We start from the raw sequence: 18,038 nt of genomic DNA, 5'->3' as shown, positions 1-18,038 counted from the left end.
GCTCAGACCGCGGGGTCGCTGCGCACATCGACGGCCTCCGCGGGGACCCACATGCCGCTGTTGGCGAAGGTGGTGACGAGCGGGTACTGGCCGAGCTTGCCGCAGCCCCTGGTGGCTCGCCCGTAGCTGCGGCTGACGGACGGTCCCGGGCGCAGCGCGGCCAGGACGGTCAGGGCGTTGCCGTTCACCGCACAGGGTCCGACGCGGACCGGCGGTCCCTCGCCGGTGTCCAGCAGGGCGGTGTCCACAGCGAACTCGAAGTCGCCGGTGAGCAGGTTCATCCAGCGCAGCCGGATGCCGCGCGGGGTGAGACGGAGAGCGCCGGGCGGCTCCGGCTCCACTCCCACGGCCCGTGCGTCGGTGTGCCACATCCGCGGAACCACCGGATGCCGGTAGTCGAGCCGCCGGCCGTGCCCGTTGCCGGTCGTCCCGGTGAGCGCGGCGGTCGAAAGGTCCGAGAGGACACCGGCCACCCTGCCTTCCGCGATCAGTTCCGCCGTGCCGACCGGCGTTCCCTCGTCGTCCACCACGGCCCCCAGACCGTCGCCTTCCGGTGCCGTCCCGTCGGCCACTGACAGCCAGGTGGGCGCGACCCGCTCGCCCATCAGGCCGGCGAGACAGCTGGCGTTCCCGGCAACGATGTCGGCTTCCAGCGGGTGTCCGACGAGTTCGTGGAAGAACGCACCGGCGCGGCCGGGATCCAGGACCAGGTCGCAGCGCACCGCCGGCAGGTCTGTCTGCGGGAGTGCGGCCAGGGCGCGGACCCGGTCGGTGGCGGCCTCCACCTCCCGGAGGCCGCCCGCCGTGTCCGTCTCGTCCCAGCGCACCACTTCGGAGCAGGCAGGCCGGCCGGGGACGGTGATCTCCACGGTGCACATCCGGCGTTCGTCGGTCACCAGCCGCCGCAGGCCGCCGACCGCGACGCGCTGGTGCAGACGTGCCCAGGTCAGCGTCACCGCGCAGCGGTCGGACAGCGCGTCGAGCGCGTGGTCCGGCCCGGACGCCACCCCCGACACGGCTGCGGATTCCGCCAGGACCGACCGCACGGCGCCGACCACCGGCGCGCCCGGCCGGGCCATGCCGGTCGGCCAGTCGAGCAGCAGATCGGTGCCGTCCGCGAACACATGCTCCGACGACTGAGGAGTGCGTCTCTCCAGGCACATCCCGCGCCAGGTGCGCGTCTCGCCGACGGGCGGCCGGCCGGGTCGGTAGTGGCGGACGGTATGGGTCCCGTTGTCGGCGAACACCGTTTCGGTCCGTCTCACGTCGTGGTCCTCTCCCAGCGCAGGAAGACCGGGACCCGCAGCTCGGCAGGCTGCGGGCCGCCCGCCCGCCACCAGGTGTCGGTCAGCTCGGGCAGCACTTCCGCGCAGGTCACGCGGGCCGGGGGCAGCCGGGTCAGGTCGTCCACCGCGAACGGGTCGGTGAAGTCGATCAGCAGCGGTTTGGGCTCGTGCGGATGGCGCAGATAGACCCGGTCCGGCAGGCCGTGCCGGATCCGCCAGGCGGTGACCGCCCGGAAGCCGGCCTCGCGGCGAGGGAACGGGCCTGTTTCGCCGCCCAGGGGCACAGTCCACCGGCGCCGCTGCACGACGACGTCTCCGAGGACGATCCTGGGTGTGCGGCGCCGGCCGGCGGCGAACGGAACCGGCACCAGGCAGGGCAGGGACAGGGCCGTGAACAGGGGACCGGGCACGTCTCCCGGGTACAGCTGGCGGGCGCGGCCCGCGTACACCACGCGGGTCCCGTCGGCGCTGACCTCCACCTCCGCTGCGGGCGCCACCTGCCCTTGCGGTTTGCCGGAGACGCCGGACAGCTCGATGGACAGACCGGGCAGCTCCGGCGTGACGTGTCGGCTGCGGCGGCGGCCCACGACGGTGGCCATGCGTTCGGTGTCGAGCCAGCCGGACACCGCCGCACGGAAGTCGTCGAAGTCCCGGCCCCTGCCCGGCTGGACGCGGCTGGTGATGCCCCCGATGGCGCTGCTGCTGTCGTCGTGGCACTCGGACAGCACCCAGCGGCCCCGGCCGGGCGGGCCGCCCGCCGCCATGAGGTCGAATCCGGGCAGGGCGACGAGCTGGTCGCCGGAGACCGTCTCGACCTCCTCCCACAGGGGGCGCAGCCGCTCGGCGAGCAGACCGGGGTCCAGACGTACCTCGTCCAGTGCCGGATCCACGGGGATCAGCCCGGAGAGCAGTCTGCGCAGACGCGCCGTGCGCGTGGTGACCGGCTGGACACGGCCGACGGCCAGCTCCACGAGGCCGGTCGCGGTGCCGCCGGTGTGCCGGACGACCGCTTCCCTGGCGTCCGCCTGCCGAAGCATCGCGTCCAGCCACATCAGCGGCGCTGTCTCGCCGAGCATCCGGTGTGCCGCCGCCACCGCGGGGCGGCCCAGCCGCACTCGCCCGCTCCACGGGCTGGACCGGTCCTCGTTGACCACGTCCCGGTCGGCGTAGTGAAGGCCGGCCGCACGGCTGGTGGCGAGCCCGGCGGCCGTGATCTCGGCACGGATGCCAGCCCGTACGGCGCGCGGGCCGGGCCAGGGGGCGGCCGTCTCCTCCAGCAGCTTCCCGATGCGTGGCAGCACGTCGCCGCCGATGCTCTGCCGGGCCAGCCAGTCCATCCCGTCGATCAGGGTGGAGGGCGGCGCGGGCCAGGGGCGCAGCGCGGGGGCGAGCAGGATCAGCGCGTCGCGCAGCGGCGCGGCGTCCATCGGGACACACCGGAGCAGTTCAGCCGGGGTGGCCGGGGTGTGCAGCAGCTGCCAGACGGTGTCGGCCTGTTCGGTCAGCGTGATCCGGCGGCCGTTCAGCGCGCAGTGCAGTTCCCCTCCCCGCCGTCGCCACAGCGGGTCGCGCGCCCAGGCCCGCCGGTCGGCCGGCAGCGAGCCGCGGTGACGTGCGGCGAGGTCCCGGACGACCCAGTGGCTCAGGCCGGTCACGCACCGCTCAGGCGCCGGCTCGCCGACCTCCACCGGCACATCGAGGTCCGGGTCCCAGGCCGTGACCAGGGTCGGGCCGAAGAAGGCGTTGGTCTCGGTCTTGCCGAGGAAGCGGCGCAGGTACCGGTGCGCGGTGCGCACCTGGCGTCGGCCGTGCTTGGTCAGCCGTGCACAGTCGGTGTCGGTGACGAGGGCCCGGCCGGGCGCGAACGAGATGTCGTAGTAGACGGGATTCGTCTGGGCCACCGCCTCGCGCAGGCGGGGGTCTTCGAAGGCGGCACGGACCACCGCAAGGCTCGACTCCATGGCCCGTGCGTGGTCCGCCGGGCCTTGGCAGCCTCCCAGCTCCAGCAGCGGCCTCACCGCGAACCCGGTGCCCCGCAGCAGGGCTCGTGGGTACAGGGCGTGGCGCAGCCGGCCGACCGGCAGGGCGGTCACGGCCTCCAGGACGGCCGGGATCCCGGTCGAAGCGGGGGCGCTCATCGGGTCCGCTCCCGTCCGGTCAGCTGCATGCGCAGTTCGCAGGTGTAGCGGCGGCCGTTCTCGTCGCGCAGCCACAGCTCCTCCGGCCCGGGCCGCATCTGTTCCGCCGTCACCAGGGTGCTCCCCTTGGCCACATGGGCGGCGAGGTCCGCGGCGAGCACCGACTCCAGATCGATCAGGTAGGGCTTGCGTTCGCGGTCGGTGCGGCAGAACACGAACCGGCCCGGGACACGGGTGCGGGCCAGTCGGCGCAGCTTGAGGAATCGGGCGTACGGCGTTCGGGCCGACACCGCGGCCGCGTCCAGCGTCCAGCGCGGCCGCTGGTAGACGACACCTCCCACGGTCACCTCCGAGGTGTCCGCGGGCCCGCCGAACACGGCGTGCAGCACCTGCGGGGGCGAGATGGCGGCGTACGGCGGGTATTTCACGTAGTCGCTGAGCGGCAGGTACACCGACACCTCCCGGCCGGTCTCGTCGCGGCAGCGCGGCCCCACCGCGGTGTTCTCCACCGTGATCCGCTGAGGCCACACCGTGTGCGGGTCGTCCGCGTCGGCGGCCGAGGGCGAGCGCAGCACCACCCGTCGGCCCGGGAAGAGGTAGTAGCCCTTGTTACGTCGGCCGACGTCGAAACCGACCAGACCGGGCCGGTCGGCGACCCAGCGTCGGGCGTCCGCACCGAATCCGTCCCCGCCGGGGAACATCGTGCCCAGCCAGCCGTCGGTGAGCAGGTGGTGGTGGCAGCGGCCGAGCACCAGGTGTGCGTCCGGCAACTGCCGGACGTCGGAGACCGCGGGGCACAGGTCCACCAGCGCGTAGCGGTCCCCGGGGAGCAGCGCGGCGGCGGCGAGCAGTTCCCCGGTGACCTGCCGCTGCCGGTCGGTGGGATGGACGGGGACGTGGTCCGGGACGAAGCGGCTGCCTCCGGGGTCGAAGACGTCGCGCAACCGTTCGCTGTACTCCAGCAGGTCCAGCGGCGGGCCCGCGCCGAGGGCGTCGCGCACCTTCGCCGCGGCGGCCCGCTGGACCGCGGCGCCGTGTGCCGCGGACAGCTCCAGCGCCGGCCCGATCCGCTCCGCCCAGGAACGCAGCGTCTCCTCGCCGACCTCCAGAGCGAACGGCGAGGCGCACTCCTCGTAGAAGACGGCGCGGTCCGCGTATACCGCCCCGGCTCCCCGCCGTGCCGGTGTGCCGGTGACCTGGCTGAAGGCATGTGCCAGCCGCTCCACCGCCGCCGTCCGGCCGGGGAACGGCGTCGCCTCCACCTCCGTCAGCAGGGCGCGCAGCCGACCGATCCGCCCGGTCCACTCGCGGACGGCCTCGCCGTCGGGGAGTCGCGCCAGTCGGTCGAGCATCGTGCCCAGAGGATCGAGTTCGTAGGGGGCTGCGGCGATGCCGAACACCAGGCGGCCACCCGCGACGAGCGGCCGCAACCGGGTCGCGGTGTCCCGCAGCCCGGCGTGCACGGCCTCGGCCACAAGGGGCAGCGTGGCCCCCTCCGTGCCGAAGGAAGCGACCGCCGCGAGGAGTTCGTCCGCCCCGGCCGGTGTCCCCGCCGCGGCTCCGGCCGTCGCGCCGGCAGGCGGTGGCGCGCCGGTACGGCGGAACGGCAGCACAGTACGGAGCCTGGGATCGCGGGCCACCGCGTCGGCCACCTCCCGGCCGGCCCACTGGGCGAAGAACACCCGGCGGCGGCGCGGCACGTCGGTGCGCAGCGTGACACCGTGGCCGGGCCTGGTCGTGCCGTACGCCATCGGCCCGAAGAAGCTGACCGTCTCGTTCTTCGCGCAGAACCGCTGCAGGTACGTGTAGAGCTGGCGGCGGACCCGGCGCCAGCGGGCGTTGTCCGGCCGCGGGCCGTCCAGAAACGGCACCAACATGTTGCGGTACACCTCGGGGTTGGAGAGGAAGACGGCCTCCTGCACATCGGGCCGTGCCATCACCCCGCGCAGCGCCTCGGTCGCCTCGCTGTCCGCCTCGTCGAATGCCTTGCGGTAGGTGCGTACGGCGTCGCCCCAGCGTGCTGCGGCAGCACGCCAGGCATCGTCGTCGCGCGCGGGCAGCAGTGCGGGATCGGCCGCGTTGACCGCCGCACGTGTTCGCTCCGCCGCAATCCCTGTCACCTCGGCCGCCGCGGCCAGCGTCTGCTCCTCGTCGAGGAGCGCGTCGGCAGCGGACAGCAGGGCGTCGGGCGCCGCGAGCGTCGCCAGCAGGTCGAAGGGCATGCCCGCGTGCCGGAGCACGAAGACACCGCCCGCCGTCCAGTCACGGTTCATGGCGCGTACACCCCCATCTCCGCGGTGCGCACGGCACCGGCGGCCCGAAGTACGTTCAGCAGTCGTGTCCGGCGGACGGCGGGCAGCGCGCCGACGGCCTCCGTCGCCGCTGGCCCGCCACGGCGGACCTGTTCCAGCAGCCCGGCGAGCGCGGGCTGGATCCGAGTGAGCGCTCCGCTGCGCAGGTTCACCAGGAACTGCCCCGGTGCGCTGCCGGGCGGAGCCGTGTGCTCGCTGCGCACCAGCCGGACGGCCGGATCCCACTGGTGCTCGCCGTCGATGACCGGCAGCGGCCCGGCGGCGAACAGTGCGCCGGCGACCCGGCCCGGGAACATGTCGTGACGGACCACGCCGATGCCGAGCAGGCGACGGACCTCGGCCGTGGTCGCCTCGCCGGCCGGGGCCGCCCAGCGTGCGAGGTCGTGCCCGCCCGGCATCGGCGCGCCGGGCGGCAGCGGCGGCCGGAACGGGCGGAAGCCCGCCACCCGCACCGGTGATCCGGGCCGGGACCACCATGCGCCGGAGGAGGTGTCCCCGCCCGGCACGCCGACCAGGATCTCCACGGCGGCCGGGAAACGGGCCGCCAGCGCGGTCAGCGGGCCGGCCAGCTCCGCCGAGCCGCCGGTCGTCACCACCAGGCCCTCGCAGCGGTCCAGTTCGCTCACCTGCAGCGCGGTCACGGTCCCGGCGTCCAGCCAGCCCGCCCAGCGGCCCGCGGACGGGGGCCGGTCGCCCTCGCCGCACCAGCACAGCGCCGCTTCCCGGGACGACCACTGGCGGAGCACGATCCGCGGCCTGATCCGCTGTTCCAGCCCTACTCCGGTGAGCTCGGGAAGACGTCGCAGCGCATCCCGGTGGCGGGCCACGAACCGGCCGCTGAGGGTGGCGGCCCCCGGTCCGAGCCGCCGCAGCAGCCGCAGTGCGGTCGGCAGTTGCTGATCGCTGTCGACGACCAGCTCGACTTTCGCGCCCGTGGGCACCGCGGACAGTTCCGGGTCGAACAGGGTGCAGCGGGTGGCCGCCCGCGCCGCGTCGGCACTGCTGCTCGTGCTGCCGGTGCGCAGCTCGATGTCGTCGATGGAGGCGGTGAGCCCCGGGTCGCGGGCGCTGATCACCCTGATCGCCGCACTCAGCGCGCGCAGCCGGGTGGCCGGGTCGGACGCTGCGGCCAGGGCGTCGGCAGCGGCCCGCGCCAGCAGGCAGATCCCCGCTGTCTCCGAGCGCCCCGGGGCGTCGAGCACCGCGGCGTTCGCGTACAGCACGGAGGGCTCGGCGACCCGCCGGGCGAACAGCCGGTTGAGGTCGAGCAGCTGCTCGCCGGGGCACACCGTCACGGTGATGGTCGGATCGCCCGGCGGGGGCACCACGATGATTCTCATCGGGCCGCTCCCGGTACGCCGGGACGGAGATAGACGCAGCGCAGCTCGGCCGCGAAGCGCAGGTCGCCCTCCCGCAGCCACAGCCCGTTCCGGTCGGGCAGCACCTCACTCGCGTGCAGTGTCTCCGCTCCCGCGGCGAGCCGGAGGAGGCCGTCCACCAGGAGCGGACTGTCGAGGTCCACATACACCGGTTTGCGCTCGTGGGACGCCTTTGCGAAGAACCTCGACGGCACTCCGGCGGCCCGCAGGCGGCGGCGCAGGGCGAGCGAGTCGTCGACGTCGGCGAGCCGTTCGGGCAGATCCGTCAGCGGTCCGGGCCGCAGTTGCCGGCGGCTGCGGGCCAGCACCACGTTGCCGTGCCGCAGCCGGGGCAGACAGTCGGCGTCCGGCAGTCTCGGAGGACGTATCCGGGGCAGTGCGAACGCGGTGTGCACCGCGGTGTCCAGTTCTCCGTTGTGCAGGAAGAGTTCCTTCTCCGGGCGGCCGGCCGCCCGCAGCCGGGCTCGTTCGCCGTCGCTGGAGACGTACAGCCGGTCCAGTTCGATCCGCTCTGCGGAACCGTCGACCGGGCCGATCTCCACGACCGGACCCGGGAAGCGCAGCGGCGGCAGGCCGGTGTTGCGGCGGGCCACCACGCTCAGCGCCCGGCGGCCGTCGAGGACCCGCAGGATCTGCCGGTCCCGCTCGGCCAGTGCCGCTGCACGGCCGGGATGGAATTGCAGTGCCCATGGGGTGAGCAGGGGCGCGTCGTGGACATCACCGATCACCAGCGGGGTGTGCCCGCCCCGGTAGCCGGACAGCGTCCCGGCGGCGACCATGACGTCCACCGAGCACAGCACCGGCAGTTCGGGCGGCGGTGCTGTCACGAGTCCGGCGAGGTCGAGGACGGTCGTTCCGGGCGCGGCAGAGGCGACGGCCCGCCCGATCGCATCGGTCAGCCAGGGGTCGTACGCCACCTTGAGACCGGCGCATGCGCGCAGCACTCGCGTGAACGGGAAGCTTCCGGGCCCGAGCGCCCGCGCGACCTCGCGGTTGGTGCGCCGGCGGGTGCCCACGGCCGTGTGGGCGAGCAGGTCCAGGACGGCGGGCACGGCCTCCTGCAGATCCCTGGCCAGCTCGCCGCCGATCGACAGGTCGAGGGTGCCGACCGCGGCCTCGGTGACGGGCAGCCGGTCGTTGTAGAACTTCGCGCGCTCGGGGGGCCGACCGCCGTCCGCAGGGGTGCCGGCTCCTTCGGGCAGGCCGAATCGCGCCAGTTCGCTCTGGAGCGCCAGCTTGGTGGCCGCGTCGGCGGCGGGATAGCGGTCGAGCGACGCGACGACGGCGGCCAGCCGGCGGTCGGCTGCCGGCAGTCGCCCGGCCAGCCAGCGCGTGGGGTCGATCTCGGTCGCCGCGGGGTCCAGGTCGTGGGTGAGCAGACCACGCCGCATCGCGCTGTCCAGCGCCTGCTTGGCCTCCGCCGCGTCGAGTCCGCTACGGGCGGAGATCTCTTCGAGTGTGCTCCCTCCGTCTGCGCCGCGCACCAACGCGCCCGGTGCCGTCGCGGCGGCCGGCGTGCCCGCGAAGGTCTTGCGGCGCGGCACCAGGGCGGCAGCCGTCGCGGGATCGGCGAGGACGGCGGCCTGAATCTGGTGGAAGGCCCAGGCCGAGAGATAGGCCCGCCGCCGGGGACACACCCGGTGGCCCTCCCAGGACCACTTGGCGGCCGGTCCCGGACCGGGAGACAGCGTGGCGTAGTTGATCGGGCCGAAGTAACTCATCGTCTCGCACTTGGTCGCCAGCCGTTGCGCGTACGAGGCCACTTGACGGCGCAGCCGGGCGGCCGTCAGGCGTCCCTTGGCGATGTCGCGGAACACCCCGGGCCCGGAGCAGGCGACGGCCTCCAGGAAGCGGGGGTCCGCCACCGTCGCACCCAGCGCCCTCGAGACGTCCCCTTCGTCCTGCATCAGCGCGTTCGCCCACCGCTCGTGCTGGGCGGCCAGTTCTCCGGTCACCTCGGTCCAGCGCTCCAGCCAGTCGGCCGGTACGGGAGTCTCCGGCGGCAGGGGGCGGCTGCTTCGCAGCCGGGCCCGCTGTCCCCTGCTGAGGCGCGGACCGGGCCCCAGCTCGCCGCGGAGCTGCTCGGCGGCCCGCGTGAGCTCCAGCAGCCGGTCGGCGATCGGCGCGGTGCGCCGGTGCGCCAGTCGTTCGACCAGCTCCCAGGGGAAGCCGGTGGACCGGACGATGAGCGTCGGCAACAGCGTCCAGGGGTTCACGAGTTCCTCCTGATCATCGCCAGGCGCAGTTCGGAGGTGACCGGCCGGCCGCCTCTGCGCAGCCACAGCGCGCCGGGTTCGGGGAGCATCTCCTGTACCGTGACGGGCTCTCCCGGCTTCCCGCCCGAGACGACCGAGGCGAGGGCCGCGACGGCGAGCGGCGAGTCGAGATCGACGCACAGCGGCTTCGGCTCGCCCGGCACATGCGCGTAGATCCAGCGCGGCAGACCGAACCGCACCCGCGCCCGCTGCGCCGCGCCGAAGGAGCCCGCGTCGCCGGAAGACCGCCCCTGGGCGCCGCTGCCGGTGAGTTCCTCCGGCTCCAGCCACCAGGCAGCACGCTGGGCGACGACCTCGCCGACGGTGATCCGCGGGGCGAAGTCGCCGAACCGGACCAGGGGGAAGCGAGCCGTCCCCGGCGGGGCGAAGGGCATCAGATGGGGGTGGTCGTCCTCGCCCGCGTAGAGCACCAGTTCACCGCGGGTGTCCCGTAGGACGACCCGGTCCTGCAGCGTTTCGACGACCAGGTCGGTGATCGCCACGCTGCGTTCCGCCGACCGGGTGGCGATCGCGGTCACCTCCACGAAGCGTCCGGGGAACGCCTCGGTGACCAGCCCCTTGTGCCGCCGGCGGCGCATCACGGTGGCGAGGCAGGCCTCGCCACCCCAGGGGGACAGGTCGGCGCGGAAGTCCGCCTGGAGCCCGTCGGGGTCGTCGCAGAACAGCCCCTGCGATCCCCAGGCGAACACATACGGATGCACCTCCCCCAGAACGAACCGGGGCCCGTCGCCGCCCTGACGGATCAGCAGGTCGGGGCCGGCGAAGAAAGGCCGGGCGCCGGGCACGCCGAGCCCCTGGAGGTCGGCGGGGTCCAGCTCGCAGGCACGGTCGCGCACCCGGCCCGCCACGAGGGCGGTGAGCGCCGCGGTCAGCTCCCCGACCGGTGCCAGGCGCTCGCGCAGAGCACCGTCGTCGACCGCCTGCCGGATCCGGAGGACGAACTCGTCGTAGGGCATGCGCCGCGTACCGGCGGCCCGCAGCACCGACGCCGCCAGTTCCTGGTGCGCCTGGTGCAGCAGCTCACCGAGACGGGCGCCGATGTCGAGCACCGGGGCCAGTCCCGCCTCGATGGCGGCCGCCATGTCGGTTCCCATGCGTACCGGGCCCAGGTCGCCGCGCGACTCCAGGTAGACGATCAGCCGGTCGGCGTACATCCGGCCGCCGGCACGGCGGGCCGGGGCGCCCGTCAGCTCACTGAAGTGCGTCTCCACCGCTTCCAGTTCGGCCCGTCGCCGCTCGTGGTCGGATGCCTCCGCGAAACGTTGGACCCCGTTCCACAGCGCGGCCAGCCGCACGGGCCAGTCGGTGTGGGCGGCGAACCGGTGTGCGTCCGCCAGCAGTTGCTCGAAGGGCTGGACCGCGGTGGACGCCGGTTCCGGCCAGGTGCGTACGACGCCGAGCCGTTCCAGTCGGGCCAGGGTCTGGGCGACACTCTGCGGGGACTGCCCGGTGCACTCGGAGAGTTCCCGGGCCGAGCGGCGTCCGTCGACGGCGGCGAGCAGCTCGGACTGCCGACCGTCGAGCCGTACCCGTCGCCCGTCGCCCAGGGTGAGCAGCTCCGCGTCACACCGCGAGACCGGTACCCGGGTCACCGGGATCGCGGGGCGCACGAGCGGGTCCGCCGCCATCCGGCGGGCCAGCTCGCAGACCGCCCAGAAGGCGAGGAACGGCCGGGTCTCGACCACTCCGCTCCTGGTCTCCGCTGCGAAGTGCACACCGTGCACTCCGGGATCGACGCGGCCGTGGACCAGCGGGCCGAAGAAGCTGGTGGTCTCGTTCTTCGCGGCCAGCCGCTGCAGGTACAGGCAGAGGCGGCGTTCCATGGACCGGTCCCGCCCCGAGCCGGTGGCTTCGGCGGCGAGCCAGCGCAGCACCCCGTCGTAGAAGGAGGGCGCCAGCTGGAGCAGTGCGTCGAGCACCGGTGCGTCGAGCAGTTTGCGCAGCCTCAGTGACCGGTCGGCGGCGTCGCGGCCCACCGCCCGTGCCAGTTCCGTCTCCGCGGCGCGGGCCGCCGCGTGTGCCGCCGCATAGACCCGTGCCCGTGCCTGCTCCGGGCAGCGGGCCAGCGGCCGGGGAGGTATCGGCCGTCGGCGTCCGACCGCCGCCCGGGTCTGGGACAGGGCGCGCAGTACCGCCCGGTCGGAGCGCTCCCGGGAGGCGGTCACAGCCGCCGGGATGGCCTCTCGCAACAGCTCGGCCCGGATGTCCTCCAGGTCGCGCTCGGCGCGCCGGTAGGCGGCCGCCGGCGCGGCGACCGCATCGTCGGTGAGCGCGTCGAGCAGGTCGAATCCGAATCCGGCGCGGCGCAGCAGCAGTCGTGGCACCAGATGCCAGTCGGCCTCGTTCCCCGCCGCCATCAGTCGGCGACCAGGTCGAACGGACGGTTCAGTTTGGTCCGCGGCAGGGGAAGCAGTGTCAGTGGATCGGCGCCGTCCCGGCACCCTTGGGCCAGTGCCCGCACCCGGTCGGGCCGGGTCAGGCTGTTGGCCGCGAGGACTGCTGTGCCCGCCGTGGGCGGCAGACCCGTCGCCGCCCGGCGTCCCAGTTCGGCCAACGCCATCCGGTAGGGGTCGCCGAGCCGGGCCGCGGCGGCGGCGCCCTCGTCGTAGTAGTCCGCGGCGGTGTTCCGGTCACCGTCGGCGAGCAGGAGGGTGCCCAGTTCCACGGCGATCTCGCAGGCGTGGAAGTCGTCGGCCAGCCGTTCGCCGTGACGCAGCGACGCGTCCAGGTCCGCCACGCCTGCCGCGGTGTCGCCGAGCGCGATCCGCAGGCCGCCTGACCGGTAGGCGTGGTGCTTGGCGAACTTGGCGTCGCTGCGGAAGGCCGAGTCGGCGAAGCGCTGCCAGGTCTCCAGCGCTTGCCGCTGCTTGCCCGCGCTCTCCTGCAGCACGCTGATGTTCGACACCAGGTTGACCCGGAGATGCAGCGAACTCGCGTCGGTCAGCCCGTCGATGCAGTCGAGTGCAGCCTTCTCGTGGTCGAGGGCGGCCACCAGGTCCCGCCCCGCGAACAGGGTGAGCCCCCGCAGGTTGTGCAGCCAGCCTCGCTCGCGCCGCCTGGTCACCGGCTCGCCGGGTTCCTCGGCCACCGCCGCGAAACCGGCTTCCAGCTCCGCCACGGCCTCGGACACCCTGTGCTGGCGCTTCGTCAGGGTGAGCGCCGCGTACAGATGGGACTGTGCGAGGGTCTCGGCGGAGAGCGGGCCGTCCGTGTCCCGCATACCGCGGAAGAAACGGACCGCGTCGTCCTGCCGGCCGCGGAAGGCCGCCTGGATGCCGAGCACCTTGAGCAGGAACGCCCGGACGTCGTCCGGGTAGCGCAGCAGCGCCGCCTCGAACTCGATGGCCTGGTTGTCCTCGCCGGATCCGGCCGACGCCTGCGCGGCCAGCCGGGCGACGTCGTCCCGGGTCAGCCCGGCCGCGGCCCCCAGGCAGCCGCTGGCCACCACCCCCATGCCCTCCCAGTTGCCGGTGTAGAAGGACAGCCGGCAGTAGTCGAGCGCCGCGGCGATGCGCTCCGGTCCGGAACTCTGCGGGTCCAGGGCGGTGGCGAACAGTTCCGCATCCCTGCCCTGGCCGGTGACCGGTACCGGTGCGCCCGTGCGCAGCCGGCCCGGGCTGACGTCCAGTCCCAGCAGTCGCAGGGCGCGGGCGCGTTCCTCCCGGCAGTCCACCGCGTCCGCTCTGAGGGGTTCGGTGACCAGGGCCTCGCCCGGCTCCACGGACAGCCGGCCCCGCCCGGTGGCCGCGCTGTATTCGGCGGCCCGGACCAGTCCTTTCAGGCTCGGCAGATCCGTCCGGCCGGCTCCGCGCAGCAACAGCGCCATGTCCAGGCTCTCCGATGCCCGGCACAGCGCTCCTGCTGCCAGAGCCAGTACCCGGAAGGTCTGTTCGGACTCCCGGTGCAGCCTGCGTTCGGACGCCGACAGCGCGATCGCTGCCAGCCCCGTCATCGCGTCCGGCTCACCCGACAGCACTGCCCATTCGGCCGGGTAGCGGACGGGCAGCGTGCCGAAGTCCGCCTGCGCGTCCCGGAGCGTACGAATGGCGCGGCGCAGACCCGCGAAGCCCGCCGCCGGCCCGGTGGCGAGGTCGATCTGCAGTGTCCGTCCGCCGGACCGCCGGACGGACTCCACGATCAGACCGGTGTTGTTCCCTGAACCCATCTCTGGTTCCACCCCCACGTGGACATGAGTTGCACAGTGTGTGAAACCCCCGTGACAAGCGCGTCGCCGCTGCTGCGGCCTCTCGGGTCCCCGGCGGAGCGGCCGCGCCACTCCGCCGGGCCCGCGTCGTCTCAGCCCGTCCGCCTCATCGGTGGGCCAGGGCCAAGGGCGCGATCCTGCTCTCCACCTCGTCCAGCGTGAAGTCGATGTCGTCGAGGAACTCCATCTGATCCAACTCCTCGAATGACCCTTCGCCGCCGGACCCCTGGGCCTGACCGCCGGGCTCTTCGGCAACGGTGCCGCTCGTGTGCTCCGCCATGACGTCTTGTCCTTCCATGGTCGCGGGGACCGGAAAGGTGTTCCGGGTCCCTGAATCCGTTCCGGCCGACCCCGGTTTGCTCCGGTCCCGGGCGCCTTGCCGGTGGATACGCACCGGACCGTCGGAGTATTCACGAGAATTCAGGGAAACTTTTCGAGCCTGCGGAACTTTCACCCCTTATCGCGCGGGTGACGGTCGGCTTCCATCTAAGAACTCGGGCTGTGACCTGCAAGGATGCGGTCTTTCCCTGCGTCAGGAGAACGCGTCTTTCTCTCGTTTCGGGATCCATTTGTCATCACCGCCACAGGAAGGCGCAAGGAAAACTGCAGAGAATGGTGAGGAGGTTAAAGGGATCGCATGGGCAGCGAAAGGAAGGGAAAGGCAATGTAAAGAGAGTGAAAGGAAAAGGGTAGGGCGGCCGGGAGGCGGGCCCGGAAGCGCCTGGTGTCCCGACGGGTGAGGCGACCTCAACAGCGGACGGTCACCTGCCGACCGTGAACTGCCCGGTGAGCCGGTGAGCGGGCTCAGGGGCGATGCGTTCTCAGGCTGTGAGCCGGAGCATGGCGATCGCGTGCTCGGGACGTGATCGGTAGTGATCGGCGGCGGCGATGTTGGTCCGGCCTGCTTGGCGGATGAGCCCGATGGCGAGGTTGCGCGGGGTGGCCTTGGCTCGGGGTGCGGTGCCGGTGCGTACGCGCGGGGAGTCCTCGCTGAACGTCACGTCTCTGACGTGGTGCAGGGCCTCAACTGAGCGGTGATTCTCGACGAGTTCGGCGAGTTGTGCCGGGCTGGTCTGTTCGGGCGGGAGCTTGGTGACCGCGTGGACGGTCTCCGTCTCGACCTTGCCGGTCGTGCGGTGGGTGCGGCGGCGCTTGGTCTCCATGGCCTGGACGGCGTGCGGGAAGAGCAGGCCGGGCCGGACGGTGCAGACCTTCAGGCGGCGGACCTCGCGGCGGCCGTGTCCGGCCCCTGCGGTGCGGGCCGGCGCGGGATCTGCTTCCAGAGCAGGCGACGCAGTTGCTTGCGCAGCCTCTTCTGGCTGTCCTCGGCCACCACGAGGTAGTGGCTGCCGACGGTGATGGCGTGTTCGGCGTGGGCGCGCTGGGTGTGCATCGCGTCGACGGTGACGACGACGCGCAGGTCGATCTGGTCCAGCAGTGGGCCGAAGGCGGGGAATTCGTTGCTCTTCGCGGCGATCTGGCGCTGGGCGATCACGGTCTGGCAGGCGTGGAGCGCGGCAGCGGGCAGGTGGAGGGCTGCGCCGTCGGTGCGGGAGCCACGTACGGTCTTGCGTCGATGGCCACGCCGACCAGTGTGTCGCCGGGTTCGTCGACCGGTTCGGCTGCGTACCGGGCGAGCCAGGCACCCACGGCGTCGTCCAGAGCGTCGCCGTCCAGGCGGGCGAGGAGTCGTCCCAGCGTGGAGGCGTTCGGTGTGCCGGCAGTCAACCCGAGCCACGTTCCGCCCGTCGAGTACGAGGCCGATCACTACAAGGAATCCACGAAACCCCAGGTCACAACCACAATCTGAGATCTCTGCCGAACCCGGTCCCGTTCAGATTCTGGGCAGCCGCAGTTCGAACAGGGCCCCGCCGTACGCGGACGTGCGCACGATGAGTGTTCCGCCGTGCCGCTCGGCTATATCGCGGGCGATGGCGAGGCCAAGGCCCGTGCCGCCGTCGTCCCGGCTGCGCGCGTTGTCGAGACGGACGAAGCGTTCGAAGATCTGCTCACGTTGCGTCTCCGGTACGCCGGTGCCGTCGTCGGCGACCCGCAGCACGGCAGCCGTTGCCTCCTTGGCGAGTGTGACGTCGATCCGAGTGCTGGCGTGCCGTTGGGCGTTGTCGATGAGATTGGCCAGGACCCGTGCCAGCTGCCCTCGTGATCCCGTCACTTCCACGTCTTCCTCCACGATGGCGCGGACCGCGATGGTGTCGCGCGTGGCCCGCTGCCGGAGTTCCTCCCCCACCAGCGAGTCCAGTTCCACCCGCCCGGCCGTGCTTCGCCCACTTGCGTCCAGCCGGGCCAGCAGCAGCAGATCGGTGGCCAGCCGCTGGAGTCGTACGGTGTCCTCCACCGCGCCTTCGAGGTCGAGCAGCTCGGGGTGAGCCGCACCGACTTCCAGTTGGGTGCGCAGGGATGCGATCGGACTGCGCAGTTCGTGCGAGGCGTCGGCGACGAACCGCCGCTGACGACCCACGGAGGCTTCCAACGCGGCCAGCGTCTCGTTCGTTGTCCGTGCGAGACGGGCCACCTCGTCGCCCGAGCCGGACTCGGGCACCCGGCGACTCAGGTCCTCGGAAGCGGTGATGACCGCCATCTCGGCGCGGATCGACTCGACCGGACGCAGGGCGCGGCGGGTGACCATCCAGGTCACGCCCCCGACCACGAGGAGCAGGCCGGGAAGGCCGACCAGCATCACGGCCGTTGCGGTGGACACGGCTTTCTGCTCGGCGTCGCGGAGGGCGCCGGCGTGGATGGTGAGGGTGCCATAGGTCTTCGTGTCCACCCGGGCTGTGGCGAAGCGGTAGCCGGAGGTCTGCCCGCGGACCGTCGCCGTCCCTGTCGCGAAGGTGTGGCCGTCCCTGATGCGTCCTGGCGCGGTCGGCCCGTACGCGTTCTCGTCTTCTTCCCGCTCGTCTTCTCCCTGCGTCGGCTGAGTGCCCTTCTCGGGCCCGGGTGCGGGGGTGGCGGTCGTCGGAGGGTCGGGCTTGACCGCCGTGACGCCGGTTCCCGTGATCTTCTGCAGTGCCCGGCTGGCCGCTCGCAGCCGACCCTCCGCGTCGACGACCTGGATCGGGTGCTCGCTGCCGTCCCCGAGGTCGAGTTGGCTGAACCGATGGCCCAGTCCCAGGTTGACGGCGACCTCGCGGGCGGCGGACTGCGCCGAGGAATCCGCCTGTGCGATCAGGCTCGACCGCAGCGAGCCCAGCACCGCGGTACCTGCCGCGATCAGAGCGACCGCAACGACCAAGGTCGCGCCGAGGGTGGCTCGAGCGCGCACCGAGCCGAAGGGATGCAAGGGCCTCGTCATCTGCTCTCCAACCGGTACCCCGCGCCCCGCACGGTGACGATCCGGCCGGCGCCCAGCTTCCGTCGCAGGGTGCTGATGTACACCTCGACGATGTTCGGGTCACCCTCGTAGGCGAAGTCCCACACGTGCTCCAGGATCTCTCTCTTGCTGACGAGCTCACCGACCCGTACCGCCAGCTGCTCTAGGACGCTGAACTCCTTGGCCGTCAGGGGAATTTCGTTGCTGTCGAGCCGGACCCGGCGAGCGGCGGTGTCCACTCTGAGCCCGCCCGCCCATATCACCGGCGATGCACCTGCCGGACCGCGCCGCCGGAGCAGCGCCCTGATCCTGGCCACCAGCACGACATAGGAGAACGGCTTGGTCAGATAGTCGTCGGCGCCGGTGTCCAGCCCCTCGGCTTCGTCGTACTCGCCGTCCTTGGCGGTCAGCATGAGAATCGGCACCTCGTTACCGGCGGCCCGCAGGGCGGCGCAGACCCGGTAGCCGTTCATGCCGGGCAGCATGATGTCGAGGACAACAAGATCGTAGGAGCCTTCGGAGGCCCGGTACAGACCTTCGAGGCCGTTGTGCACCACGTCCACGGCCATGCCCTCCGCGGTCAGGCCTCTGGCGAGGGAGAGTGCGAGTCGCTTCTCGTCCTCCACTATCAACAAACGCATAAGGCCAAGAGTGGCAGGACGAAGCTGAAGAACGCTTCAGGTGACTTCAGGTGGAGTTCAGGTTCCCGGCAGCACATTGGACCCGTCGCAACAAACCCAACCAGGGAGGGAACCCTGTGAAGCTGAACATCGTCGTCGCCGGCATTGCCGCGGCAGCTCTGGTCGGCGGTGGCACCGCCACCGCGGTCGCCCTGTCCAACGGGGACGACAAAACCCCGGTCAAGCAGTCCGGCGTCCAAGTCCCGGGCACCGACAGCGGTACCAGCAAGGACAGCCGTGGCGCCGGTGCTGCCGGTCACGGCTCGGGCAGTCACGACGACGGCAGCAACGCCGACGACCGTGACGACAGCCGTGGGGCCGGTGCTGCCGGTCACGACTCGGGCAGTCACGACGACGGCAGCAACGCCGACGACCGTGACGACAGCCGTGGGGCCGGTGCTGCCGGTCACGACTCGGGCAGTCACGACGACG

General features: G+C 72.7%; 13 protein-coding genes and 1 pseudogene. 1 reads left to right on the top strand and 13 read right to left on the bottom strand.

Annotation, left to right across the window (positions count from 1 at the left end):
- Window positions 1-2: 2 nt before the first annotated feature.
- From AB0P24_RS21245 to AB0P24_RS21185, 13 genes are all read right to left on the bottom strand, one after another.
- Complete coding sequence (locus tag AB0P24_RS21245) at window positions 3-1,265, bottom strand: metallopeptidase TldD-related protein (protein ID WP_365796164.1); 1,263 nt, start codon at window positions 1,263-1,265, stop codon at window positions 3-5.
- A complete protein-coding gene (locus tag AB0P24_RS21240; protein WP_365796162.1) occupies window positions 1,262-3,424 on the bottom strand; it encodes a hypothetical protein in 2,163 nt (720 codons plus the stop codon). The genes AB0P24_RS21245 and AB0P24_RS21240 overlap by 4 nt, the downstream gene beginning before the upstream one ends.
- Window positions 3,421-5,697: a lantibiotic dehydratase gene (locus tag AB0P24_RS21235; RefSeq protein ID WP_365796160.1), complete on the bottom strand. Its 2,277-nt coding sequence runs from the start codon at window positions 5,695-5,697 to the stop codon at window positions 3,421-3,423. The genes AB0P24_RS21240 and AB0P24_RS21235 overlap by 4 nt, the downstream gene beginning before the upstream one ends.
- Window positions 5,694-7,076 (bottom strand): hypothetical protein, encoded by a 1,383-nt coding sequence (locus tag AB0P24_RS21230; protein WP_365796158.1) that lies wholly within the window; start codon window positions 7,074-7,076, stop codon window positions 5,694-5,696. The genes AB0P24_RS21235 and AB0P24_RS21230 overlap by 4 nt, the downstream gene beginning before the upstream one ends.
- Entirely contained in the window at window positions 7,073-9,331 is a 2,259-nt protein-coding gene (locus tag AB0P24_RS21225) for a hypothetical protein (RefSeq protein ID WP_365796156.1), read from the bottom strand. The genes AB0P24_RS21230 and AB0P24_RS21225 overlap by 4 nt, the downstream gene beginning before the upstream one ends.
- On the bottom strand, window positions 9,328-11,748 hold the full coding sequence (locus AB0P24_RS21220; protein ID WP_365796154.1) for a lantibiotic dehydratase: 2,421 nt from the start codon (window positions 11,746-11,748) through the stop codon (window positions 9,328-9,330). The genes AB0P24_RS21225 and AB0P24_RS21220 overlap by 4 nt, the downstream gene beginning before the upstream one ends.
- Window positions 11,748-13,556, bottom strand: coding sequence for a hypothetical protein (locus AB0P24_RS21215; protein ID WP_365796152.1), 1,809 nt, complete (start codon window positions 13,554-13,556; stop codon window positions 11,748-11,750). Before AB0P24_RS21215 ends, AB0P24_RS21220 begins: the two co-directional genes overlap by 1 nt.
- A gap of 145 nt (window positions 13,557-13,701) precedes the next feature.
- Window positions 13,702-13,875 (bottom strand): ammosamide/lymphostin RiPP family protein, encoded by a 174-nt coding sequence (locus tag AB0P24_RS21210; RefSeq protein ID WP_365796150.1) that lies wholly within the window; start codon window positions 13,873-13,875, stop codon window positions 13,702-13,704.
- Between the two features lie 541 nt (window positions 13,876-14,416).
- Window positions 14,417-14,758, bottom strand: a complete 342-nt coding sequence (locus AB0P24_RS21205) for a hypothetical protein (RefSeq protein WP_365796148.1) — start codon at window positions 14,756-14,758, stop codon at window positions 14,417-14,419.
- 50 nt (window positions 14,759-14,808) lie between these two features.
- Window positions 14,809-15,090, bottom strand: coding sequence for a hypothetical protein (locus AB0P24_RS21200; RefSeq protein WP_365796146.1), 282 nt, complete (start codon window positions 15,088-15,090; stop codon window positions 14,809-14,811).
- Window positions 15,087-15,323 (bottom strand): hypothetical protein, encoded by a 237-nt coding sequence (locus AB0P24_RS21195; protein WP_365796144.1) that lies wholly within the window; start codon window positions 15,321-15,323, stop codon window positions 15,087-15,089. Before AB0P24_RS21195 ends, AB0P24_RS21200 begins: the two co-directional genes overlap by 4 nt.
- 106 nt (window positions 15,324-15,429) lie before the next feature.
- A complete protein-coding gene (locus AB0P24_RS21190) occupies window positions 15,430-16,908 on the bottom strand; it encodes a HAMP domain-containing sensor histidine kinase (protein WP_365796142.1) in 1,479 nt (492 codons plus the stop codon).
- Window positions 16,905-17,567 (bottom strand): response regulator transcription factor, encoded by a 663-nt coding sequence (locus AB0P24_RS21185; protein WP_365796140.1) that lies wholly within the window; start codon window positions 17,565-17,567, stop codon window positions 16,905-16,907. The genes AB0P24_RS21190 and AB0P24_RS21185 overlap by 4 nt, the downstream gene beginning before the upstream one ends.
- Before the next feature lie 116 nt (window positions 17,568-17,683).
- Here AB0P24_RS21185 and AB0P24_RS21180 point away from each other — a divergent pair.
- Window positions 17,684-18,038: pseudogene (locus AB0P24_RS21180) on the top strand (hypothetical protein); the annotation flags it as partial.

This window comes from Streptomyces sp. NPDC086519 (assembly GCF_040686075.1).
GTDB classification, from domain to species: Bacteria; Actinomycetota; Actinomycetes; order Streptomycetales; family Streptomycetaceae; genus Streptomyces; species Streptomyces shenzhenensis.
The sequence above is the reverse complement of the archived record's forward strand: the minus strand, read 5'-3'. Positions and strand labels throughout refer to the sequence as shown.